This window comes from Klebsiella sp. D5A, assembly GCF_001620885.1.
In the GTDB taxonomy this organism is placed as follows: domain Bacteria; phylum Pseudomonadota; class Gammaproteobacteria; order Enterobacterales; family Enterobacteriaceae; genus Klebsiella; species Klebsiella variicola.
On record NZ_LOAR01000015.1, the window covers coordinates 28,134 to 51,468 of the forward strand.

Here is a 23,335-nt window from a genome sequence, read left to right on the forward strand (position 1 = left end):
GGCCTGGCGGGATTATTCGTCGCCCTTTTTCTGACTCAGACCATATTCACGCAGTTTATTGGCGATGGCGGTATGCGACACCCCCAGCCGCTTCGCCAGCTTACGGGTGCTGGGGTAGCTGCGATAGAGCTGGGTCAGCACCGAGCGCTCAAAGCGCCGGGTGATGTCGTCCAGCGACCCTTCCATCGCCTCCTCGCCCACCGGCAGCGACGCGACGTCATGGTCCGGCAGCAGAATGTCCTGTGGACGCAGCTCAAATCCCTCCAGTTGGGTCAGCGCGCGATAGACAGCATTCTTCAACTGGCGAACGTTGCCGGGCCAGCTGTAGCGGGTGAGCACCGTACTGAGATCGGCGGAGAGCTTCGGCCGCGGGACGCCCTGCTCATCAGCAAAGCGGGCCACGAACAGCTCCGTCAGCGGCATAATGTCCTGCGGGCAGTCGCGCAGCGGCGGCAGATACAGCGTCAGGACGTTGAGGCGATAGTAGAGATCTTCGCGGAACAGCCCTTTCTGCACCAGTTCGACCAGGTTTTTCTGCGTCGCGCAGATCACCCGCACATCGACGTGCACTTCATGATCCTCGCCAACGCGGCGGAAGGTGCCGTCGTTGAGGAAGCGCAGCAGCTTGGTCTGCATGCGCGGCGACATCTCGCCAATTTCATCCAGCAGCACCGAGCCGCCGTTGGCCTGCTCGAAGAAGCCCTTCTTACCCTGCAGCGCGTCGCCAAACAGCTCGCTCTCGACCGCGTCCTCGGGAATGGAGCCGCAGTTGAGCGCCAGATAAGGTTTGCCCGCCCGCGGGCTGGCCAGATGGCAGGCATGGGCCAGCAGATCTTTGCCGGTACCTGTGTCGCCGACAATCAGCAGCGGCGCGCTGAGCATCGCCAGCTTGCGCGCTTGCTCCACCACGTGGCGCATTTTCGGCCCCACCGCGAGGATCTGGCTGAAGGCGCTGGTGTCCTGGCTGGTCATGGTCTGCAGCTGGCGTCCCATGCGCACGGTTGAGCGCAGCATCGCTACGGCGCCGGTCAGCACCCGTTCGTTATGCTCCCCTTCCAGATAGACCGGGGTCACTTCCAGCAGATAGTTCTGTCCATTCACCACCACATGCTCCGCATGCGTCTCCTGCGGGCTGCTCTCCAGCCAGCGCTGAACGTTAAAATCGGCGATCAACTGGGCCACCGGATGGTTGCGCAGCTTCGCCTGGCTTTGGCCAAACAGCAGGCAGCTGGCGGGGTTGGCCAGTTCCACCCTGCCTTTGGTATCCAGCGACAGCACCGGCTCCGGCATCGCCACCAGCAGCGCGCTGAGCGCCAGGTGTTCACGCTCAGACGGCATCCACGGCACGGTGCGCACGTCTGTCACGCCGGCGATACGGCGGATCTCTGCCATCAGGCTGCTGAACGTGGCGAACTCCAGTTCGGCAAAATTGAGGTAAATTCGGCCTATAGGGTCAATATCGATACCACGTAGATCAATGCCGCGCAGCACCAGCAAATCGAGCAATTCACGAGTCAGACCGAGACGGTCTTCACAAAAGACTTCAAGACGCATGGGAGTGTTCACCCTAAAAGTGCCAATGACGGGAGAATAATAGGACAGGAATGAGTTTTCGGGAAGCTAACTGTCAACAATTATTGACAGCATGGCGGAAAAATGGGCGTTGTGCCGTAAAGTCAGGCGGTCAGTGGTTAAATGAACGCCTGGGCGAGCCGGGATCCAACCTGCCCGGTAGGCCGGGCAAGGCGAAGCCGCCGCCCGGCAATGTCTCTGAGCGGAGGTTACTTCTCCGGACTGGTTTTGCTTTTCTGCAGGGTCTCTTTCAGCTGCCCAATCAGCTCGCGACGAAAATCGCCGAGCCGCGGTTTATCATCGGCAATCCACGGTAGCGGGCGGCACAGCTCCATCGCCTTGATCCCGAGGCGGGCGGTCAGCAGTCCGGCACCGATGCCCTGTGCGGCGCGCGCCGACAGCCGGGCCGCCAGATCCTGCGACATCCAGTCCATCCCCACCTCGCGCACCAGTTCGCTGGCGCCAGCGAAAGCGATATTCAGCAACACCAGGCGAAACAGTCGCAGACGGCTGTAATACCCGAGCTCAATGCCGTACAACGTGGCAATTCGGTTGATCAGCCGCAGGTTACGCCAGGCGATAAACGCCATATCCACCAGCGCCAGCGGGCTGACGGCAATCATCAGCGTCGACTCCGCCGCCGAACGGCTGATTTCCCGCCGCGCCTGGGCATCCAGCACCGGCTGCACCAGCTGCGCATAAAGGCTCACCACTTCACGATCGCTTTGCGTTTCGTGGATCGCGGCATACCAGCGCTGCAGCGCCGGATGCGACTGATCCAGACCCGCCTGCTGCGCCAGCTTTTCACAAAAGGCTTTCGCTTTACCGACCGCGTGACTGTGCAGCATATCGCGCGCTTCATCGCGTTCGTGGGCGCGCTGGCGCAGTCGCCACAGACGGCGCCACTCGGTGGCCACCGATCCGACGCCGGCCCCGACAATCAGCGCCCCGGCGACGCAGCCACCCAGCGCAATCCAGTCCTGGGTCTGCCAGGCGTTGGCCGTCCACTGTACGCCTTGCGCCACGACGCTGACGCCGAAGATCGCCAGTCCGGCGCTGACCATCCGCCGCCACAGGCTGCGTTTGGGTCGCAGGACCGACTCCACCACCGCTTCCGCCGCTCCCTCTTCCTCTTCGCCGGTCACCAGCCGCGCTGGCGCGAAGTTGTCCGCCTCCAGGGTGTCGAAGGCGCGGGCGCTTTTCAGCGGCGGAATTTTTTCCGCTTGCAGCGGACCATCAAAATCAATCCGCGGTTTTAACGGTTCGCTCATCGCAGTTTATCTCCAATCAAAAATTCCAGCGCCGCGTCGAGGCGAATGTGCGGCAAAGGCCGATCGACATCCATGACCTGCGGACGAAAGTTTTCAAACTGAAATCCCTGCTGCTGCCAGAAGGCCTGGCCCGGCAGACGCGCCGGCACCTCGCCGGGATAGATGGTCAACGGCTGGCCATCGCTCAGCCGATCGCCACGCAGGGCGGGAATTTTCTCGCCATTCACCTCAATCAGCCCGCTCTGGGTCGCCTGAATGGACGCCAGCCCCAGGCAATCCATACTGATCCCCTCAAAGGCGGCGTTCTGCCACGCGTCCTGAATCAGTTGCTGCAGGAGCGACACCATATTGCTGTGCTGATCGACCGTGACGTGGTCAGCTTTGGTGGCGGCAAACAGCAGCTTGTCGATAACCGGCGAAAACAACCGGCGAAACAAGGTGCGCTGCCCGTAATGGAAACTTTGCATCAGCTGGGTCAATGCCAGACGCATATCGTTAAAAGCCTGCGGCCCGCTGTTGAGCGGCTGCAGACAGTCCACCAGCACAATCTGCCGGTCGAAGCGCAGGAAGTGCTCTTTGTAGAACCCCTTCACCACCCTTTCGCAATAGTATTTGTAGCGTTCGCGCAGCATGCCGGCGTTGCTGTGTTTATCGGCCTGCGCCAGCTTGGCTTCGCCGATGGCGTCGACGTCGGGCCACGGGAAAAACTGCAGCGCCGGCGCGCCCGCCATTTCACCGGGCAGGACAAAGCGCCCGGGCTGGATAAAGTGCAACCCTTCGCGCTTACAGGCGTGCAGATAGTCCGTCCAGGCGGCAGCGATATCTGCCAGACGGGCCTCATCGGCAGGGGCCAGCGGATCCAGCCCGGCGCACAGCTGCCGCCAGCGGGCCGACCACTCCGCACGCTCTCCCTGCAGGAGCCCGGTCATCTGTCGTGACCAGCTCAGATAATCCTGTGCCAGCATCGGCAGGTCGAGCAGCCACTCGCCCGGATAGTCGACGATCTCCAGATACAGCGTGGAGGTATCTTTAAAATGGCGCAGCAGGGAGTCATTCGAACGGTAGCGCAGCGCGAGACGGATCTCGCTCACCCCGCGCGTCGGGGTTGGCCACATGGGGGGCTGGCCGTACAGCTGGGCCAGCCCTTCGTCGTAGGTGAATCGGGGAATGCCAAAGTCCCGCTGCGGCACGCGCTTGACGCCGAGCAGCCGCTCTTCGCGTGCGGCACTCAGCAGCGGCAGGCGGGCGCCCGTGTGGATATTCAATAGTTGATTGACCAGCGCGGTGATAAACGCCGTTTTACCGCTCCGGCTCAGGCCGGTCACCGCCAGACGTAAATGCCGGTCAACCCCGCGGTTGACCAGCGCATTCAATTCAGTTTTCAGTCGCTTCATCGCCAGTCCGTTATGCCCTGAAGGTATGTCTCGTCATCATAAGCTATCTGCCGGGGATAAGCAGGACAACGTTAATCCTTTTGCGCCTTCCCCACGGTGGCATTATTTCATCCCGCGCGTGACGCGGTTGGCCAGCCGGCTGAGCAGCGGCTCCAGCGCCACCGCCAGCAGCATTTTCAGCGGCCGACGCGCGACCGATTTGACCGCCCAGCCGGCAACGCCCGCCGGGCCGTAACGCAGCGCGGTCAGCAGCGCCAGCTTACCGACGATTTTCAGACCGGGCTTCACCTGCTGCCCGGCGCGTTGCCATTTGCTATTCATGCGTTGCCTCACTCGTTAAAAACAGGATTTACAGCTGGCGAAAGCGGCTGCGCAGCGTAAAGGTGTCGGAGGTCACATACCGCTCCATTTCACGCAGGCGCTGTTCACCGGAGGCCAGTTCGGCATCCACGGCGGCCAGCAGATCGCCATTGCTCGGCGCCTTGTGACCGTACAGTTCACTGTCCGGCATCGGATCCAGAGCAAAAGTCAAAATGATGTAGGCCACCAGGACAAAGAAAAAGAGGCCGAAAATCATCGCCAACACGGTAATCAGTCGCACCAGCTTCACCGGGACATCAAGATGCTGAGCAATACCCGCGCAGACGCCCTTCACCATCCCACGCTGCGGGATACGCCACAGTTTTTTATTCAGATCCAGTCCGGCCATTATTTGTCTCTCCAGTTCGGATGTTCGGCATCCAGGATCGCTTCCAGCGCCTGAATACGTTCGCGCATCCGCTTCGCGTCATCGGTCAACTGCAGCAGCCGTTGCTGCTCATTTTGCGTCAGACTGCCGTTGGCGCCGCGATTGTTGTAGTGCAGCCACAGCCAGACCGGCAGAACAAACAGCACAAACAGCGTCAGCGGAATGGCGAGAAAAAGCATGCTCATGTGTACTCCTTACAGGGGGTGAGCCGCGGCGCAACGCCGCGCCGCGCAATCATACTTACTGGTTGGACTGATTCATTTTGGCTTTCAACGCCGCCAGCTGCTCGCTGATTTCATCGTCCGCTTTCAGTTCGGCAAACTGCTGATCCAGCGTCTGCTGCTTGCCAAAGCGGTGGCTCTCCGCTTCCGCTTCCATCTGATCAATGCGGCGCTCAAAGGATTCAAAGCGGGCCATCGCCTCATCCAGTTTACCGCTGTCCAGTTGGCGACGCACATCGCGGGACGAACTCGCCGCCTGATGGCGCAGCGCCAGCGCCTGCTGACGGGCGCGGGTTTCGCTGAGTTTGTTCTCCAGCTCGCCAATCTCTTTTTTCATGCGCGCCAGCGTTTCATCCACCAGCTGCACTTCGTGGTCCAGCTGAGCAATCAGGTCGGTCAGCTTCTGTTTTTCGATCAGCGCCGCCCGGGCCAGATCCTCTTTCTCTTTACGCAGCGCCAGCTCGGCTTTTTCCTGCCATTCCGCCTGCTGGGCGACTGCCTGCTCAATACGACGGGTCAGCTGTTTCTTTTCCGCCAGCGCGCGGGCCGACGTGGAACGCACTTCCACCAGCGTGTCTTCCATCTCCTGGATCATCAGACGCACCAGCTTTTGCGGGTCCTCCGCTTTCTCCAGCAGGGAGTTGATGTTGGCGTTCACGATGTCGGCAAAACGAGAAAAAATACCCATAATTTCAATCCTCATAGTTCTGGTTTCAGGCATTCACCTGTGGCTTAGCTAATACAAATGACGTGCCAACTTTTTATCTTATTGATTTTAAACAGAGTGGTTGCGAATTGTGCAGGGCATTGCTACAGTCACCTGGTTAATCACACTACTTAATGGCGAAATTCATCATGGCGCAGTACAAGGATAATCTGCTGGGCGAGGCCAACAGCTTTCTCGAGGTGCTGGAACAGGTTTCCCGGCTGGCCCCGCTGGATAAGCCGGTGCTGGTCATCGGCGAGCGCGGCACCGGGAAAGAGCTTATCGCTAACCGTCTCCACTACCTCTCCAGCCGCTGGCAGGGACCGTTTATCTCGCTGAACTGCGCGGCGCTGAACGACAATTTGCTCGATTCGGAACTATTCGGCCACGAAGCCGGGGCCTTCACCGGGGCCAGCAAGCGCCATCCTGGGCGCTTCGAGCGCGCCGACGGCGGGACGTTATTTCTTGATGAGCTGGCGACGGCGCCGATGCTGGTGCAGGAGAAGCTGTTAAGAGTGATTGAATATGGCGAGCTGGAGCGCGTGGGCGGCAGCCAGCCGCTGCAGGTCAACGTCCGGCTGGTGTGCGCCACCAACGCTGACCTGCCGCGGATGGTGGAGGAAGGCCATTTTCGCGCCGACCTGCTCGACCGTCTGGCCTTCGACGTGGTACAGCTTCCGCCGCTACGTGAACGGCAGAGCGACATCATGCTGCTCGCCAACCAGTTTGCCATTCAGATGTGCCGCGAGCTCGGTTTGCCGCTGTTTCCCGGCTTCAGCGAACGTGCCACCGCAACGCTGCTCGGCTACCGCTGGCCGGGGAATATTCGTGAACTGAAGAACGTCGTCGAGCGCTCGGTCTATCGCCACGGCGACAGCGAGCACGAGCTGGACGCCATTATCCTTAACCCTTTCCGTCAGACCGCGGCCTCCGTGCCGGAGGCCGCGTCCGGGGACGAGCTGCCCGCTCTGCCGCTGGATTTGCGCGATTTTCAGCTCCAGCAGGAAAAACGCCTGCTGCTGCGGAGTCTGCAGCAGGCGAAGTATCATCAGAAGCAGGCTGCGGAGCTGCTGGGGTTAACCTATCACCAGCTCCGCGCGCTGCTGAAAAAACATCAGCTGTGAGAGGCGCGCGGCAGCAGCAGCGCGCTCACCGCCATCGCCCCCAGGCATAAGACGGCGTTGAACCACAGGGCATACTGGGCGGCATGGGCCATGCCCAGCGGCAAAAACAGCGCGAAAAGTGACGCCGTCACGGCAATACCCATCGCCCCGCCCAGCGAGCTGCCCATCTTGTAGATCCCCGAGGCGACGCCGATTTTGTTCTCCGGCGCGTTGGCCACCGCCGTATCCGTTGAGGGTGTGGCGTAGCAGCCCAGCCCGAGGCCAAACAGCACGTTGCTGGCGAACACCACCCCGATATACAGCGCCTTATCGAGAAAAGTGCAGGATATCAGGCCGATGGCAATGGCGGTCAGCACCGGCCCGGCCATCATCGGCAGCCGGGCGCCATAGCGCTGCAGCAGCTTCTCGCCCACCCGGATCATCGCCAGGACGGTCACCAGATAGCCGAGGGTCATCATCCCGCTCTCCAGCGGCGTCAGGTGGTGCCCCTGCTGCAGCCAGATGCTGGCGATCATCATGGTGCCAATCGCCCCATTGAGCAGAAAGTTCGACAGCACTGCCGCGCCGTAGGCCCGGTTACGAAACAGCGCAAAATCAATCAGCGCCGCCTCGCCTTTGCGCATGCCGTTGCGGATAAATACCGCCCCCGCCGCCAGCGCCCCGACCAGCATGGTCAACGACAGCGGACTGCTCCATCCCCAGCCATGGCCCTTGCTGATAAACAAATTCACCAGCACCAGCGCGGCAATCAGGCTCAGCAGACCGCCGACGTCCAGCTTATGCTGGCTGGCGCTGGCGCTGCGGCTCTCCGGCGTGCCGCGCAGCAAAAACAGCGCCAGCAGAGCGACGGCAATGGAGAAGACGAAGATCCAGCGCCAGCCGAGCCCGGTGGCGATGGCTCCGCCAACGAAGGAACAGAGACCGCTGCCGCCCCACGAGCCGATGACCCAGAAGCTGACCGCCCGCTGCCGCGCACGCCCTTCATACCAGGTCTTAATCAGCGCCAGCGTCGCCGGCATAATGCAGGCCGCCGACAGCCCCTGCAGCACCCGGCCGGCCAGGAACAACCCCGGTCCCTGAGCGACCACCAGCATGGCGCTGCCGACGATACTCAGCCCCAGCCCGAGGGTAGTCATCCGCATCCGGCCAAACTTGTCCGCCAGGCCGCCGCTGGCAACCACGAAACAGCCGCTGAACAGCGCGCTGAGACTGACGGCCAGGGTTAAGGTTTCAAGGGAGATATCAAGACTGCTTTTCATCGCCGGCACCACGTTAATCACCGACTGGGCAAACAGCCAGAAGGTTAAAACGCTTAGCACAATCCCCACCAGCAGGCGATCGCTGCCGACAAAGGGGGTGTCGCTCACGGTGACAGTGCTCATCGCATGGCCCTCCTGTTTCCGGTGATTAACGCAAATAGTGTTCCGCCAGACCGCACCACAGCGCCGCCCCGGTCAGCAACAGCGCGTCGTTGAAGTCATAGCCCGGGTTATGGACCATGCAGCGATCCGGCTCATCGCCAGCGCCGATGGTGAAATAGCTGCCATGCGGGTGCTGTTCCAGCATGAAGGCAAAATCTTCACTGCCCATAAACGGCTTCACCTCGCCCACCTGCTCTGCGCCAAACAGCGATGTCGCCACCTCCCGCACCATCGCGTTGGCCGCCGGATCGTTACGCAATACCGGGCTGCCGTTGACGTGCGTCAGCGTGGCCGTGGCGTTGAAGCTCTCCGCCTGAGCCACGGCGATATCATGGATCCGCTGCAGCACGGTCTCGCGCACCTGCTCATTGAGGGTGCGCACCGTGAGCTTCATCAGCACGTGATCGTTAATGATATTGGGCGCGTGTCCGGCCTGGATGCTGCCGACGGTGACCACCGCCGGTTCGAACGGGGTGATATTCCGCGAGACGATCGACTGCAGCGCGAGGGTGATATGGCAGGCGACCAGCGTGGCATCCACGGTATGCTCCGGTACCGCGCCGTGGCCGCCAACGCCTTTCACCTCAATATGCAGCGTATCGGAGGAGGCCATCATCGCCCCGTCGCGCAGGCCGATCTTGCCCAGCGGCTGACCCGGCATATTGTGCAAGCCGAAGATGGCATCGCAGGGGAACCGGTCAAACAGACCGTCCTCGACCATCACTCGCCCGCCGTACAACAGCTCTTCCGCGGGCTGGAAAATCAGCTGCAGCGTCCCGGTAAACTGGCGGGTGCGCGCCAGATATTCAGCCGCGTAGAGCAGCGTGGTGGTGTGCCCGTCATGGCCGCAGCCGTGGAAACGCCCGTCAACCTGGCTTGCCCACGGCTTCCCGCTCCGCTCCTGCATCGGCAGGGCATCCATATCCGCCCGCAGGCCGAGGCGTTTTTTTCCGTGGCCGACGCGCAGCGTGCCCACCACTCCGGTGCCCGCCAGGCCGCGGTGAACCTCGTATCCCCACTCGCCAAGCAGTCGAGCGACCTCATTGCTGGTTTGATGTTCTTCAAAGCCGATCTCCGGCTGCTGGTGGAACTGGCGACGCAGGGCAATAAATTGCGCCTCGTTGACCTGCAAGGCTTCAAGCAACGGATGTGTCATTTTTGTTATTCCTGTGTTGTGTTTGCACGACACTTTCGAGTTTATGCGGGTGAAACAGCTTTCAGGTGCGCTTTTTTGTTTTATATTGACGAGAAATCAATGACTGTTTTTCATACATATCAGTTATGACAAAAAATAACGGGTTGTTTTTTGTCTGCGGAGGAGTGTCACGTGGAGCAGCATTCAGGCGACTTTAGCGTCACCGTGCGCGATGTACGTCAGTTGAACCAGACAGAAGGCGATCTGCTGACGCTGCTATGGGTGCTGGAGGGGAGCGTAAATCTGACGGAGGCGGAAGGTGTGCCGCAGCCGCTCGCCGCCGACGAGCTGGCGATCGTTAACCGCAACCGTCGCTGGAGTCTGCGCAGCGCCGGTACCAACGCAGTGATGATCCTGACCCTTTCCGCCAGCTGGCTGACCCGCCTTGACAGCGCTTTTTTTGCTGTCGACTATCAGATAACGCCGCGCACCCGGGATGCGGAGGACGGCCTGCGCCGCCTGATGCGCCAGCTGCTGGTGAGCGGCCTGGTCAAGCATCCCGGCCATTTCCGACTGGAGGCCAACCGCTGGCTGAGTGAGATAGCGCTCCTGCTGGCCACGCGCTTCAGCCAGCCCATCGCCTCCACGCCGCGCCGCGGAGCGGAGAACTGGAGCCGGCGAATAGCCAGCGTGGTGGCGCGGATCGACGCCAACTATCAGCGCCGCCTCTCGTTGCAGGAGGTGGCGGCAGCGGAATTTGTCTCCGAGGCCTGGCTGTCACGCTTATTTCACAAAGAAGTCGGGGTGAGTTTTGTTCAGTACCTCACCGCGCTGCGCCTGCGCCACGCCGCCGATCAGTTGTTGACCACCCGCAAACCCGCCCAGCAAATCGCCCGCGAACAGGGGTTCGCCAGTACCCGTATGATGAGCGATCTGTTTAAGCGCCAGCACGGCGTGACGCCGCGCCAGTATCGTGAACAGCATCCCCGGGAGCTTGCCCGACCGCGTCCGCCGCAGGCCGACCGCTGGCAGCCGGTCGCTGTCGACCGGCTCTATGCTCGCCTCAATGAACCGGAACCACGCGACCGGGAAAGTCCCCCGCTGCCGATCAATCCGCCGCAGACCCAGGAGATCAACCTGCACGATCGCCCGGCGCGCGCCGCTGTGCTGCGCCATACCCGGATGGTGGTGACCGTGCGCGAGCTGGACGACCTGCTACGGGAGGATGTGCGCCGGGAACTGGAGCAGCTGCACCGCGCCCTGCCGGTGTATGCCATCGATATCAACGATCCCTTTCTCAGCAGCCGGCTGTTCGGCACCGGCTGGGACGATCCGCAGATGGCCGGCTACGCCTGCTGGTATAACCTGCAGCAGATTTTTAGCTGGCTGGCGGCGATGGGCTGGAACGTGATCCTCCACACCGGCGTCACCACCCGCAGCGACCTGCTGCAGCGGTTTCTGCTGCTCGCCGCCAACCATTTTCCGCCGGCCACGCTCAACAGCTGGCGCTTTGTCTGGCACTGGTCGCCGCAGGCCAGCGAAGCGACCCGCCAGGCGGCCTGGCGCCAGCAGCGCGAGGTTCTTCACCGCCTGCTGCCGCAGCCGCAGCTGGGGATCTGGCACCGCTTTGCTCCCAGCGATCCCGGTAACGATCCGTTGTTTCACTCACCGCTGCTGGCGGAGGCGGATTTTCTCGCCTGCCAGGCAGATGCCAACGAACAGCTGGATCTGGCGCAGGCAGACAGCAGCCGCCTGGCCTCCAGCGAACATTATCCGCTGCACAAGCTGCGGCAGATCCACAGCGCCCTGCGCCAGCGACAGCTTAACCTGCCGCTGTGGCTGCTCTCCTGGAATACCCTGACCGGCGATACGCGGGATACCAACGGCCGCTTTTTTCGCGGCGCGCTGTTGATGGATAATCTGCTGGGGGTGGCGGACCAGGTCTGGCTGGCGGGCTTCTGGTTAAATTCAGGCCTCCAGGGCGAAGCCCGCGCTAACGGGAAGCTCGATACCTCCAGCCTGGCGCTGCACTATCTGCACGGGCTGCCTCGCCCGGTTTACTGGGTACTGTGGCTCTGGCGACGGCTACGCGGCGAGATCCTGTTTCAGGATAAAAACCTGCTGTTGCTTCACCACCAGGGGCACTACCAGCTGCTGCTGCGCAATACGGTGGTCTACAATCCCTGGCTCTCCAGCGAAGCGGCCTTTATCCAGCGCTTCAGCCAGCCCTACAGCGTGCGGCTGCAGGGTCTGGAGGGCGGCTGGCGCGTCAAACAGCACCTGTTCGATCAGCATCATGGCGCGTTATTCCCGCTGGTCGACGCCTTTCGCAGCCGCAGCGGCCCCGACGCTGAGGATTACCAGTGGTTGATGCATCGGGCTCGTCCGGCGCTCAGTGTGGAAGATGCCCGGCTTGACGGACACTGGCTGCGGGTCGACTCGCTGGAAAGCAACGCTTTGGCGCTGTACGAATTTACGCCTCAGCGCGCTCCCGGCGAGGATCCCGTCCCCGCAAGCAATCCGTGAATTTTGCGCTGGCTCTCCGTCGTCGCCGGGTTGAAAACCAGCAGCGACAGATCGGGGCGGCCTTCCACGGCAAAAGAGGTGAACTCCAGATCGAGCGGGCCCATCTGCGGATGGTGAATGCGCTTATAGCCTTCTCCGTGGCCGGCGACGTCATGGCTTTGCCAGAAACGGGTGAACTCAACGCTCTGCTGCGTGAGTTCAGCGATCAACTGGTCAGTTTCCGTCGTCGCCCCCATCCGGGTGACGTCGGCGCGAAAAGCGTTGACGATAAGCTGCCCCACCGTCTGCCAGTCCTCCAGCGTGCAGCGGGCTTCAGGTCGGGTAAACAGGCGACGCAGTACGTTGCGCTCCGCCAGCGGTAGCTGGCTGTAGTCGGTCAGCACCCTGGCCGCCGCCGCGTTCCAGGCGATGACGTCCCAGCTGGCGGTGCGGATAATCGCCGGAATGGTAAAAGCGTCAAGCACCCGTTGCAGCCGCGGCGTCATATCATCTGTCACCGTCAGACGCGTCTGCGGCGGATGGCCAAAGGCGAGAATAAACAGATGCTCGCGCTCCGGGGTGGTCAGCCGCAGACCGCAGGCGATCCGCTCCAGCACCTCGCGGGAGGGCGCCCCGCCGCGCCCCTGTTCAAGCCAGGTATACCAGGTCGGGCTGATACTGGCGAGCTGCGCGACCTCTTCGCGGCGCAGCCCCGGCGTGCGCCGACGTCCCGGCGGGAAGCCAAACGTCGCCGGATCGAGGCGCTGGCGCCGGGCGCGGAGAAAATCGCCTAAAGCATGGTTGTCAGAAGTGTTCATCATCTGCCTGTGGGTTCTGCCTGTTAGAATTTATACCCCGATAATGTCTCTACTTTTATAGTATGACATCGCAGGTAGGATACGCCTGAAACCCGTTCAGGAGATCCATGATGCGTATATTTCTTACCGGCGCGAGCGGATTTATCGGCTCACGTATTCTTCCGGCCCTGCAGGCGTCGGGCCATCAGGTTATCGGCCTCGCGCGCAGCGACACCGCAGCGCAGACCCTGAAAGCGGCAGGCGTCGAGGTGCACCGCGGCACGCTGGACGCCCCGTACTCGCTACTGGCTGGCGTCGAGGGCGCTGACGCGGTGATCCATACCGCCTTCGACCACGACTTCAGCCGCTTTGCCGCCAACTGCGAGAAAGACCGCCAGGCGATCCTGACCATGGGTCGGGCGTTGCAAGGCAGCGCGCGGCCGCTGGTCATCACCTCCGGCACATTGATGGGCGACGACGGGAGCGGCGTCCCGGCCCGGGAGTCGTTCTTCAACTCAGGGCACCCCAGCCCGCGCACCGCCTCTGAGCTCGCCGGTCAGCAACTGCTGGAGGCGGGAGTGGATGTTCGGGTGGTTCGCCTGCCGCAGGTGCATGACACCGTGCGCCAGGGACTACTGACCAGCTATATCGAACGCGCGGTCGCCAACGGGGTGGTGGCCCTGCGCGGCGAGGGAAGCAACCGCTGGTCCGCCGCCCATGTCAATGACGTCGCGCGACTGTACGTTAGCGCCCTGCTGCAGGGCGCGGCCGGCGAGCGCTACCATGCGGTGGACGAAGAGGGGATCGTGTTACGCGATATTGCTACGGTAATTGCTCAGGGATTAAACCTGCCGCTGACCCACCTGGATGAGTCGCAGGTCGACGCCTGGTTCGGCTGGTTTGCGCCGTTTACCGCCCTTGACCTGCGCGCCAGCTCAGCATGGACCCGTGAGCGATTGCAGTGGCAGCCGGTTGGCCCGGGGCTGCTGGAGGACCTGCGGAATATGGATTACCAAAAAGTGACGTTGTCACGATAAGCGAGCGAAACCCTCTGTTTAATTTTCTGACGGGCTCGCCCTCTGCCCGTCAGTCCCTCTGCTTTCTCCCCGCTATACTGAATATATCTCCCCGGCGTCAGCGTCTGTTTCATCGTCTGGCAAACCGCGGCCAAACAGACCTGACTGGCGATATCGGCGATAAAAAGTTACCATGTTTCAATATACAGACTCGGTTCCGCTACTATTTTAATCAATTGACTGAATACTATACGCTCCCGGTAACCGCATTATCCCTCAGGCTTGTTGAAGGCGGTGGTGAATGTCTATAAATCTTAATAAGATAGAGTTCAACTCTATAATCAAACAGAAAATATGCGCCTGAAATTGTCATCTCTCCTGGCAGCCTTTTCCCTGCTGTGTGGGCAGGCCTTTGCCGCCCCTGTGCTCCCTGACCGCGCCGATATCCGCGACAGCGGTTTCGTCTATTGCGTCAGCGGCCAGGTGAATACCTTTAATCCGCAGAAAGTCAGCAGCGGCCTGATTGTCGATACGCTGGCCGCTCAGATCTACGATCGTCTGCTTGACGTCGATCCCTATACCTACCGGCTGGTCCCCGAGCTGGCGGAGAGCTGGGAAGTCCTTGATAACGGCGCCACCTACCGCTTCCACCTGCGCCGCCATGTCCCGTTTCAACGCACGGCATGGTTTACCCCGACGCGGGACTTCAACGCGGATGATGTGATTTTTACCTTTGGCCGTATTTTTAACCGCGACCATCCGTGGCACAACGTCAACGGCAGCAGCTTCCCTTACTTCGACAGTCTGCAGTTTGCTGACAGCGTGGAGAGTGTGCGTAAGCTGGATAATCAGACCGTGGAGTTTCGCCTCAAGCGGCCGGACGCCTCGTTCCTCTGGCATCTGGCCACTCACTATGCGTCAATTACCTCTGCCGAATATGCCGCCCGCTTAACGCAAGACGACCGCCAGGAGCAGCTGGATCGCCAGCCGGTCGGTACCGGTCCGTTCCAGTTGTCCGAGTACCGCTCCGGGCAATATATCCGTCTGCAGCGTCACCCCGACTACTGGCGCGGCAAACCGTTGATGCCGCAGGTGGTGGTGGACCTCGGCTCCGGTGGTACCGGCCGACTGTCGAAACTGCTCACCGGGGAATGCGACGTGCTGGCCTGGCCCGCCGCCAGCCAGCTGACGATCCTGCGCGACGATCCGCGCCTGCGCCTGACGCTGCGCCCGGGAATGAACATTGCCTGGCTGGCCTTCAACACCGCCAAGCCGCCGCTGGACAACCCTGAGGTGCGGCATGCGCTGGCGCTGGCTATTAACAACCAGCGCCTGATGCAGTCCATCTACTACGGCACCGCAGAGACGGCGGCATCCATGCTACCGCGCGCCTCGTGGGCCTACGATAACGACGCTAAAATTACTGAGTACAATCCCCAGGAAGCCCGCGCCCGCCTGAAGGCCCTGGGGCTGGAAAATCTGACCCTCAAGCTGTGGGTGCCCACCAGCTCTCAGGCATGGAACCCCAGCCCGCTGAAAACGGCGGAGCTGATCCAGGCGGATATGGCGCAGATTGGCGTCAAGGTGATCATCATGCCGGTGGAGGGGCGCTTCCAGGAGGCGCGGCTGATGGACATGAACCATGACCTGACGCTCTCCGGCTGGGCAACGGACAGTAACGATCCGGACAGTTTTTTCCGGCCGCTGCTGAGCTGCGCGGCGATCGCCTCACAAACCAACTTTGCCCACTGGTGTAACCGGGAATTTGATGACGTGCTGCAAAAAGCGCTGCTTTCGCAACAGCTCTCCTCGCGGATGGACGCTTACAAAGAGGCACAGCGGATCCTCGCCCGCGAACTGCCGGTCCTGCCGCTGGCCTCCTCGCTGCGTTTGCAGGCCTATCGCTATGATATGAAAGGCCTCGTGCTGAGCCCCTTCGGTAACGCTTCGTTCGCTGGCGTATCGCGGGAGAAAACCGAAGAGGTGAAAAAACCATGATTATTTTTACCCTGCGTCGTCTGCTGTTGCTGCTGGTCACCCTCTTTTTTCTGACCTTTATCGGCTTCAGCCTGAGTTATTTCACCCCTCATGCGCCGCTACAGGGCGCCTCCCTGTGGAATGCGTGGCTGTTCTGGTTTCAAGGGGTGCTGCACTGGGATTTTGGCGTCTCCAGCATTAACGGCCAGTTGATTTCTGAGCAGCTGCGCGAGGTGTTCCCGGCGACCATGGAGCTGTGCATCCTCGCCTTCGGCTTTGCCCTGCTGATTGGCATTCCGGTGGGCATGATCGCTGGCGTAATGCGCAACAAATGGCCTGATACCCTGATCAGCGCCGTCGCGCTGGTCGGTTTCTCGATCCCGGTGTTCTGGCTGGCGCTGCTCCTGACCCTCTTCTTCTCGCTGACTCTTGGCTGGTTTCCGGTCTCTGGCCGCTTCGATCTGCTGTATGAGGTGAAAACCGTCACCGGTTTTGCGCTGATTGACGCATGGATCTCGGACTCGCCATGGCGCCATGAGATGATCGTCAGCGCCGCACGGCATATGGTGCTGCCGGTGCTGACCCTGGCGGTGGCGCCCACCACCGAGGTGATCCGCCTGATGCGCATCAGCACCAGCGAGGTGTATGACACCAACTATGTCAAAGCGGCTGCCACCCGCGGCGTGTCGCGACGCAAAATTTTACTGCGCCATGTACTGCACAACGCCCTGCCGCCGGTGATCCCGCGCCTCGGCCTGCAGTTTTCCACCATGCTCACCCTGGCGATGATCACCGAGATGGTGTTCAGCTGGCCCGGACTGGGACGCTGGCTGATCAACGCGATCCGCCAGCAGGACTATGCGGCGATTTCCGCCGGCGTCATGGTGATTGGCGCACTGGTTATTATCGTCAACGTGATTTCCGATATTCTCGGTGCCATGGCTAACCCGCTGAAACATAAGGAATGGTATGCCCTACGATAGCGTTTATCTGGAAAAGCGTCCGCCCGGCGCGCTACGCACCGTATGGCGTAAATTCTATGGTGACACCACGGCGATGATCGGCCTGTACGGCTGCGCGGGCCTGCTCCTGCTCTGCGTCTTCGGCGGCTGGTTCGCCCCCTATGGCATCGATCAGCAGTTCCTTGGCTATCAGTTGCTGCCGCCGTCGTGGTCGCGCTATGGCGAAGTCTCCTTCTTCCTGGGGACCGATGACCTGGGCCGCGATGTGCTGAGCCGGCTGCTGAGCGGCGCGGCGCCAACCGTCGGTGGCGCTTTTGTCGTCACCCTCGGCGCGACGCTGTTTGGCCTGGTGCTGGGCGTGATTGCCGGGTCGACTCACGGCCTGCGCTCGGCAGTGATGAACCATATTCTCGATACCCTGCTCTCTATTCCCTCGCTGCTGCTGGCGATTATCGTCGTCGCCTTTGCCGGGCCGCACCTCAGCCATGCGATGTTCGCCGTCTGGCTGGCGCTGCTCCCGCGCATGGTACGTTCAGTCTACAGCCTGGTCCACGATGAGCTGGAGAAAGAGTACATCATCGCCGCCCGCCTCGATGGAGCCTCGACGCTGAACATTCTGCTGTTCGCCATCCTGCCCAATATCGCCTCCGGTCTGGTGACCGAGATCACCCGCGCCCTGTCGATGGCCATTCTGGATATTGCCGCGCTGGGCTTTCTTGATCTCGGCGCCCAGCTGCCTTCGCCGGAATGGGGAGCCATGCTGGGCGATGCGCTGGAGCTTATCTATGTCGCGCCGTGGACCGTGATGCTCCCCGGGGCGGCGATTATGCTCAGCGTACTGCTGGTCAACCTGCTGGGCGACGGTATTCGCCGGGCGATCATTGCCGGGGTACAATAATGCCGTTACTCGATATTCGTCACTTAACTATCGAATTTAGAACCAACGAAGGCTGGGTGAAAGCCGTCGATCGCGTCAGTCTGACCCTGACTGAAGGCGAGATCCGCGGCCTGGTGGGCGAATCCGGTTCCGGGAAAAGCCTTATTGCCAAAGCTATCTGCGGGGTGACCAAAGACAACTGGCGGGTCACCGCCGACCGCATGCGTTTCGATGACATCGACCTGCTGCGACTGTCGAACCGCGAGCGGCGGAAACTGATCGGCCATAACGTGTCGATGATTTTTCAGGAGCCGCAGTCCTGTCTTGATCCCTCTGAGCGCATCGGCCAGCAGCTGATTCAGAGTATCCCCGGCTGGACCTATAAGGGCCGCTGGTGGCAACGGCTGGGCTGGCGTAAGCGCCGGGCCATCGAGCTGTTGCACCGCGTCGGCATTAAAGATCACAAAGATGCCATGCGCAGCTTCCCCTATCAGTTGACCGAAGGCGAGTGCCAGAAGGTGATGATTGCCATCGCCCTGGCCAACCAGCCGCGCCTACTGATCGCCGATGAACCGACCAACGCCATGGAGCCAACGACTCAGGCGCAGATTATCCGCCTGCTGACGCGGCTCAATCAGAACAACAACACCACCATTTTGCTGATCAGCCACGATCTGCAGATGCTCAGCAAATGGGCGGATAAAATCAACGTCATGTACTGCGGGCAGACGGTGGAGAGCGGGCCCAGCGAAGAGCTGGTCACCCTGCCGCATCACCCCTATACCCAGGCGTTAATCCGCGCGATCCCGGATTTTGGCAGCGCCATGCCGCATAAAAGCCGCCTCAACACCCTGCCAGGGGCGATCCCTCTGCTGGAGCAGCTGCCCATCGGCTGCCGTCTGGGGCCGCGCTGCCCTTACGCCCAGCGCGAGTGTATCGAAACGCCGCGTCTTACCGGGGCGCGCAACCATCTGTACGCCTGTCATTTCCCGCTGAACATGGAGAAAGAGTGAAATGGTCGAAACATTGCTGGAAGTTCGCCAACTCAGTAAGACCTTTCGCTACCGCACCGGCTGGTTTCACCGCCAGACGGTGGAGGCCGTCAAGCCGCTGAGTTTTACCCTGCGTGAACGGCAGACGCTGGCGATTATCGGCGAGAACGGCTCCGGGAAATCCACCCTCGCCAAGATGCTGGCGGGCATGGTGGAACCCACCAGCGGCGAGCTGCTGATCGACGACCATCCGCTGACTTTCGGGGACTACTCCTACCGCAGCCAGAAGATTCGTATGATCTTTCAGGATCCGTCGACCTCACTGAACCCGCGCCAGCGCATCTCGCAGATCCTCGATTTTCCACTGCGGCTGAATACCGACCTCGACGCCGAGGCGCGGCAGAAGCAGATTATCGACACGTTGCGCATGGTCGGTCTGCTGCCGGACCACGTCAGCTATTACCCCCATATGTTGGCGCCCGGGCAGAAGCAGCGTCTCGGCCTCGCCAGGGCGCTGATCCTGCGCCCGAAGGTCATCGTCTGCGATGAGGCGCTGGCCTCGCTGGATATGTCGATGCGCTCCCAGCTCATCAACCTGATGCTGGAGCTGCAGGAGAAACAGGGCATCTCCTATATCTATGTCACTCAGCACCTGGGAATGATGAAGCACATCAGCGATCAAGTGCTGGTGATGCATAACGGCGAAGTGGTCGAGCGCGGCAGCACTGCCGATGTGCTGGCCTCACCGCTGCACGACCTGACCCGACGCCTGATCGCCGGCCACTTCGGTGAAGCCCTCACCGCCGACGCCTGGCGCAAAGACGGGAAATAGCCCCGTCTCACTTACCTCGCTGGTGACGTCATGCCGGCGCGTGGCCAGCGTTCCGCTTGAGGATAGCCACTGCGCTGGCGATGTCTGGCGCCAGCCAGCGATCCTCCTCCCAGCCAGGCACGCTTTGGCGCAGCAGATCGCGCGCCCGACGCGTACCCGCCGCCAGCGTCTGCGGCTCGTGAAAATCGAGCCCCTGGGCCGCGAGTAAATATTCGATACCCAGGATCTGATAGAGGTTGCCGAGCAGGCGCTGCAATTTCAGCGCAGCACTGGTACCCAGGCTTAAATGATCCTCCTGCAAAGCGGAGGTAACAAAATTATCCAGCACCGCCGGCTGCGCCAGCTGCTTATTTTCCGCGCACAGCGACGCGGCGACGTACTGGGCAATCATCATGCCTGAATTCACCCCGGGTCGGGCGACCAGAAACGCTGGCAAGCCGCTCACCAGAGGATTCACCAGCCGGTCAAGACGTCGTTCGGCGATAGCGCCCAGCTCAGCCATGGCAATAGCCAGCAAATCGCAGGCCATTGCCACCGATTCACCATGGGGATGCGCCTGGGACACCACCCGCCACTGCTCAAGGGTGCCCAGGATTAGGGGATTATCGGTACAGGCGTTAAGTTCGATATTTATCTGCGTCTGCGCATGGCTAAACTGATCGCGGCAGGCGCCATGCACCTGAGGCATCGAGCGGAGACTCAGCGCATCCTGGGTGCGAAGACCTTCGCTTTCGGCCAGCAGACGGCTGCCCGCCAGCAGCTCACGCAGCCGCTGGCCGCTGGTCTGGATCCCGGGACTGGCTTTCAGCGCCAGGATCTCGGCATCAAACGCCACAAGCTGGCCGCGCAGCGCTTCAAAGCTCATCGCCCCGGTCACATCGGCCCAGTTCATTAAGCGCTCGGCGTCGTCTAAGGCCAGGCAAGCCAGGCCGGTCATGCACGGCGTACCGTTGACCAGACTGAGCCCCTCTTTCGCTCCCGGCGCGATGGGCTGCAGATTCAGCTGCGACAGGACCTCTGCCGCAGACCACGTTCGCCCTTGCCATAGCACATCGCCGACTCCCATCAGGGCCAGGCCAATGTGCGCCATATGCGTTAAATAGCCAACCGACCCCTGAGAGGGCACCTGGGGGGTGACGCCATGCTGCAAAAACATCAGCAGTTGCTGCACTATCCCGGCGGAAATACCGGATTTACCGTGGCTGAAATTGGCCACCGCGGCGCACATAATGGCCCGGGTTGGGGCGACCTCCAGCAGCGGCCCCACCCCGCAGGCATGACTGAGCAGCGTATTGCGCGACAGCTGGTGTAACTGCGCTTCCGGCAGCGTAATGTTGCACAGCGCCCCCAGCCCGGTGTTGATCCCATAGGCCACCTGACCGGCGCTAACGATATGCTGGACAATCGCCCGCCCCTGCTCGATACGCGCCCAGGCGCTTTCGCTGAGGCTCAAGATCGCCTCGCCCCGGGCGACACAAGCCACCTCCTGCCAGCGTATCGGTGCATCGCCCCACTGGATCATATTCATACGACCTGTCCTGGCTGTTGATGGCTGGAGATAAATTGCTTAAAGCGCGCGGAACCCTGAGTGCCAAATAGCGCCTCAGGCGCACCGTCGCAGTCAATCGTCCCCTGGTGCATAAATACCACCCGGTTGGAGACATGGCGGGCGAATCCCAGTTCGTGGGTGACCACCAGCATCGTCCGCCCCTCTTCCGCCAGGCTGCGCATGACCTTTAACACCTCGCCGACCAGTTCGGGATCCAGCGCTGAGGTGGGTTCATCAAAGAGCATGACGTCTGGCTCCATCGCCAGCGCGCGGGCTATTGCCACGCGCTGCTGTTGGCCGCCGGAGAGCTGTGCCGGATAGAAATCCTTTCGGTTCAACATCCCCACCCGCTCCAGCAGTTGCTCAGCCTGTTCAATGCAGGTCCGTTTATCCCGTTTGAGCACATAATGCGGCCCCTCAATGACATTCTGCAGGACCGTCATATGCGACCACAGGTTAAAACTTTGAAAGACCATCCCCAGCCGCGAACGCAGGCGCTCTATCTGCCGGGGATTCGCCGCCAGCCGATGCCCGCGGGCGTGGTGCTTCATTTCAATCGTCTCGCCACCGACGCTGACCACCCCGGCATCGGGCGTTTCCAGCAGATTAATGCAGCGCAGCAGCGTACTTTTACCGGAGCCGCTGGCGCCGAGGATCGAAATGACATCGCCCTGCCGGGCCTGGATGGTGATCCCCTTCAGGACATCCAGGGAGCCAAAGGACTTATGAATATCGCTGACCGATAAGGTCACCGGACGTGAATCGAGCATCTTACTCTCCTTTGGTTATCGGCTTGAGCGACACGGTCGCCGGGTTTTGCCGGGTATGCGGCGTTAATCGCCGTTCTAGCAGGGCGTACAGCTGCACAATGATGAAATTAAGCAGCAAATAGATGGCCGCCGCGCAGAGGAATACCTCCATCGTCCGGTAGGTACGCTGAATAATCTGTTGCGCCACCCCGGTGACGTCCCAGACGGTCACCAGGCTTGCCAGCGCCGTCGACTTGACCAGCAGAATGGCCTCCGTGGAGTAGGCTGGCAGTGCATAACGTAGCATCACCGGGGCAATGATCCGCCGCAACAACAGCCAGCGCGACATGCCGCAAGCCTGACCGGCTTCAATCTGACCCGGCGGTATCGCCAGCAACCCGCCGCGAAGAATTTCCGCGGTGTAGGCCGCTGTACAGAGCGCCAGCGCCAGAACGGCGCAGATAAAGGGTTCGCGCAGCAGCGGCCACAGGAAACTGTGACGGATCACCCCAAACTGACCCAGCCCGTAATAAATGAGAAACAGCTGGATCAGCAATGGCGAACCGCGAAAGATCAGGATATAGCCTTTGGCGAAACCGCTAGCCAGCGGCCAGTGGCTCATTCGCAGCGCTAAAACGCCGAGGGCCAGTACGCCGCCGAGGATAAAAGAGCAAATAAAGAGCCCCAGCGTCACCGGCAGCGCCGCGCCGAGCTTCAATAACGTCTCACCGAGGAAGGCAAAATCGATAAACATACGGGCTCCTTACGCCTGCGCGGCGCTGCGACGCAGCCAGGCGCGGTTGAGATGGCTCTCCGCCCGGGTAAACGCGCGGTTAGAGAGCAGCGTCAGGATCAGATAACAGCCGCCGCCGATCAGATAGAACAGGAAATAATCGCGGGTCGAGCCAGCGGCAATCTGGCTGGCGCGCATCAGCTCAACGATGCCGGTCACCGATACCAGCGCCGAATCTTTGAGGCTCATTTGCCACACGTTGGATAACCCAGGCAGCGAATAACGGATAATCTGCGGCAACAGAATGCGCTGCAGGATCCGCCAGCGCGGCATGCCGATAGCGGTAGCCGCCTCCACTTCACCGGGCATCAGCGCCAGGCGAGCAGCACGGTAGACTTCCGCCTGATACGAGGAGGAGATCAAACCAATCGCCAGGGCGCCAATCAGAAAGGGCGGAACCTCAATAAAACCGTCAGCGCCAAACAGTCGCCCCACCCATGAAATCATCCCTGAGCCGCCAAAATAGAACAGGTAGATCACCAGTAACTCAGGGATACCGCGGAATACTACCGACCAGGCGGCGCCAAACCAGCGCGCTGGCGCATGCCGGGACAGCTTTGCGGCGGCAATGACGCCGCCTACCCCGGCACCGACGGCCAGCGCGGCGAGCGACAGCAGCAACGTGGTCAGCGTGGCACTGAGGATCAGCGTCCCCCACCCGTTTTCACCAAAACTCAGAAGATTCAACATGAGA

Annotated in this window: 22 protein-coding genes; 8 read left to right on the plus strand and 14 right to left on the minus strand. The window is 61.3% G+C overall.

Annotated elements, in window-relative coordinates:
• Positions 1-12: 12 nt before the first annotated feature.
• The 7 genes from tyrR to pspA all read right to left on the minus strand — a co-directional run bounded on the left by tyrR (position 13) and on the right by pspA (position 5,894).
• Positions 13-1,554 (minus strand): transcriptional regulator TyrR, encoded by a 1,542-nt coding sequence (gene tyrR, locus AS136_RS20330; RefSeq protein ID WP_012542019.1) that lies wholly within the window; start codon positions 1,552-1,554, stop codon positions 13-15.
• 227 nt (positions 1,555-1,781) lie between these two features.
• On the minus strand, positions 1,782-2,843 hold the full coding sequence (locus AS136_RS20335; RefSeq protein WP_008805232.1) for a YcjF family protein: 1,062 nt from the start codon (positions 2,841-2,843) through the stop codon (positions 1,782-1,784).
• Complete coding sequence (locus tag AS136_RS20340) at positions 2,840-4,237, minus strand: YcjX family GTP-binding protein (protein WP_063266943.1); 1,398 nt, start codon at positions 4,235-4,237, stop codon at positions 2,840-2,842. The genes AS136_RS20335 and AS136_RS20340 overlap by 4 nt, the downstream gene beginning before the upstream one ends.
• A 102-nt stretch (positions 4,238-4,339) precedes the next feature.
• On the minus strand, positions 4,340-4,558 hold the full coding sequence (pspD, locus tag AS136_RS20345; RefSeq protein ID WP_002901915.1) for a phage shock protein PspD: 219 nt from the start codon (positions 4,556-4,558) through the stop codon (positions 4,340-4,342).
• A gap of 28 nt (positions 4,559-4,586) precedes the next feature.
• Positions 4,587-4,946 (minus strand): envelope stress response membrane protein PspC, encoded by a 360-nt coding sequence (gene pspC / locus AS136_RS20350; RefSeq protein WP_004203911.1) that lies wholly within the window; start codon positions 4,944-4,946, stop codon positions 4,587-4,589.
• Positions 4,946-5,170, minus strand: a complete 225-nt coding sequence (pspB, locus tag AS136_RS20355; protein WP_002901911.1) for an envelope stress response membrane protein PspB — start codon at positions 5,168-5,170, stop codon at positions 4,946-4,948. The genes pspC and pspB overlap by 1 nt, the downstream gene beginning before the upstream one ends.
• Positions 5,171-5,225: 55 nt before the next feature.
• Positions 5,226-5,894, minus strand: coding sequence for a phage shock protein PspA (gene pspA, locus AS136_RS20360; RefSeq protein WP_004203910.1), 669 nt, complete (start codon positions 5,892-5,894; stop codon positions 5,226-5,228).
• A gap of 152 nt (positions 5,895-6,046) precedes the next feature.
• Between pspA and pspF the strand changes: the two genes are divergently transcribed.
• Positions 6,047-7,036 (plus strand): phage shock protein operon transcriptional activator, encoded by a 990-nt coding sequence (gene pspF, locus AS136_RS20365; RefSeq protein ID WP_162494435.1) that lies wholly within the window; start codon positions 6,047-6,049, stop codon positions 7,034-7,036.
• Here pspF and AS136_RS20370 read toward each other — a convergent pair.
• Both AS136_RS20370 and AS136_RS20375 read right to left on the minus strand, forming a co-directional pair.
• Positions 7,027-8,418: an MFS transporter gene (locus AS136_RS20370; RefSeq protein ID WP_008805235.1), complete on the minus strand. Its 1,392-nt coding sequence runs from the start codon at positions 8,416-8,418 to the stop codon at positions 7,027-7,029. The two genes, pspF and AS136_RS20370, sit on opposite strands and share 10 nt — an antisense overlap.
• Before the next feature lie 25 nt (positions 8,419-8,443).
• Positions 8,444-9,613: a M20 aminoacylase family protein gene (locus AS136_RS20375; protein WP_008805236.1), complete on the minus strand. Its 1,170-nt coding sequence runs from the start codon at positions 9,611-9,613 to the stop codon at positions 8,444-8,446.
• A 171-nt stretch (positions 9,614-9,784) separates the two neighbouring features.
• Between AS136_RS20375 and AS136_RS20380 the strand changes: the two genes are divergently transcribed.
• Positions 9,785-12,118 (plus strand): helix-turn-helix domain-containing protein, encoded by a 2,334-nt coding sequence (locus tag AS136_RS20380; RefSeq protein WP_063266944.1) that lies wholly within the window; start codon positions 9,785-9,787, stop codon positions 12,116-12,118.
• On the opposite strand, the gene AS136_RS20385 is transcribed toward AS136_RS20380, so the two are convergent.
• A complete protein-coding gene (locus AS136_RS20385) occupies positions 12,073-12,915 on the minus strand; it encodes a helix-turn-helix transcriptional regulator (RefSeq protein WP_063266945.1) in 843 nt (280 codons plus the stop codon). The genes AS136_RS20380 and AS136_RS20385 overlap by 46 nt on opposite strands.
• A gap of 107 nt (positions 12,916-13,022) precedes the next feature.
• Between AS136_RS20385 and AS136_RS20390 the strand changes: the two genes are divergently transcribed.
• The 6 genes from AS136_RS20390 (at position 13,023) to sapF (ending at position 19,550) form a co-directional block, all read left to right on the plus strand.
• Complete coding sequence (locus AS136_RS20390; RefSeq protein ID WP_162823376.1) at positions 13,023-13,931, plus strand: SDR family oxidoreductase; 909 nt, start codon at positions 13,023-13,025, stop codon at positions 13,929-13,931.
• 333 nt (positions 13,932-14,264) lie between these two features.
• Positions 14,265-15,908 carry an ABC transporter substrate-binding protein SapA gene (gene sapA / locus AS136_RS20395; protein WP_063266947.1) on the plus strand — a complete coding sequence of 548 codons (1,644 nt, stop codon included), beginning with the start codon at positions 14,265-14,267 and terminating at the stop codon, positions 15,906-15,908.
• Complete coding sequence (gene sapB / locus AS136_RS20400; protein ID WP_008805241.1) at positions 15,905-16,870, plus strand: putrescine export ABC transporter permease SapB; 966 nt, start codon at positions 15,905-15,907, stop codon at positions 16,868-16,870. Before sapA ends, sapB begins: the two co-directional genes overlap by 4 nt.
• Positions 16,857-17,747 carry a putrescine export ABC transporter permease SapC gene (gene sapC, locus AS136_RS20405; protein ID WP_008807805.1) on the plus strand — a complete coding sequence of 297 codons (891 nt, stop codon included), beginning with the start codon at positions 16,857-16,859 and terminating at the stop codon, positions 17,745-17,747. The genes sapB and sapC overlap by 14 nt, the downstream gene beginning before the upstream one ends.
• Positions 17,747-18,739, plus strand: a complete 993-nt coding sequence (gene sapD, locus AS136_RS20410; RefSeq protein ID WP_008807804.1) for a putrescine export ABC transporter ATP-binding protein SapD — start codon at positions 17,747-17,749, stop codon at positions 18,737-18,739. Before sapC ends, sapD begins: the two co-directional genes overlap by 1 nt.
• 1 nt (position 18,740) lies before the next feature.
• Entirely contained in the window at positions 18,741-19,550 is an 810-nt protein-coding gene (gene sapF, locus AS136_RS20415; RefSeq protein ID WP_004140269.1) for a putrescine export ABC transporter ATP-binding protein SapF, read from the plus strand.
• Positions 19,551-19,578: 28 nt separating this feature from the next.
• Here sapF and AS136_RS20420 read toward each other — a convergent pair whose 3' ends face one another.
• From AS136_RS20420 to AS136_RS20435, 4 genes are read right to left on the minus strand one after another with little or no spacing between them, the layout of a single operon-like run.
• Positions 19,579-21,078: an HAL/PAL/TAL family ammonia-lyase gene (locus AS136_RS20420; RefSeq protein WP_022065867.1), complete on the minus strand. Its 1,500-nt coding sequence runs from the start codon at positions 21,076-21,078 to the stop codon at positions 19,579-19,581.
• A complete protein-coding gene (locus AS136_RS20425) occupies positions 21,075-21,869 on the minus strand; it encodes an ABC transporter ATP-binding protein (RefSeq protein WP_008807802.1) in 795 nt (264 codons plus the stop codon). The genes AS136_RS20420 and AS136_RS20425 overlap by 4 nt, the downstream gene beginning before the upstream one ends.
• 1 nt (position 21,870) lies before the next feature.
• Entirely contained in the window at positions 21,871-22,602 is a 732-nt protein-coding gene (locus AS136_RS20430; protein ID WP_012968438.1) for an ABC transporter permease, read from the minus strand.
• Between the two features lie 9 nt (positions 22,603-22,611).
• Positions 22,612-23,331: an ABC transporter permease gene (locus AS136_RS20435; protein ID WP_008807800.1), complete on the minus strand. Its 720-nt coding sequence runs from the start codon at positions 23,329-23,331 to the stop codon at positions 22,612-22,614.
• Positions 23,332-23,335: the final 4 nt, after the last annotated feature.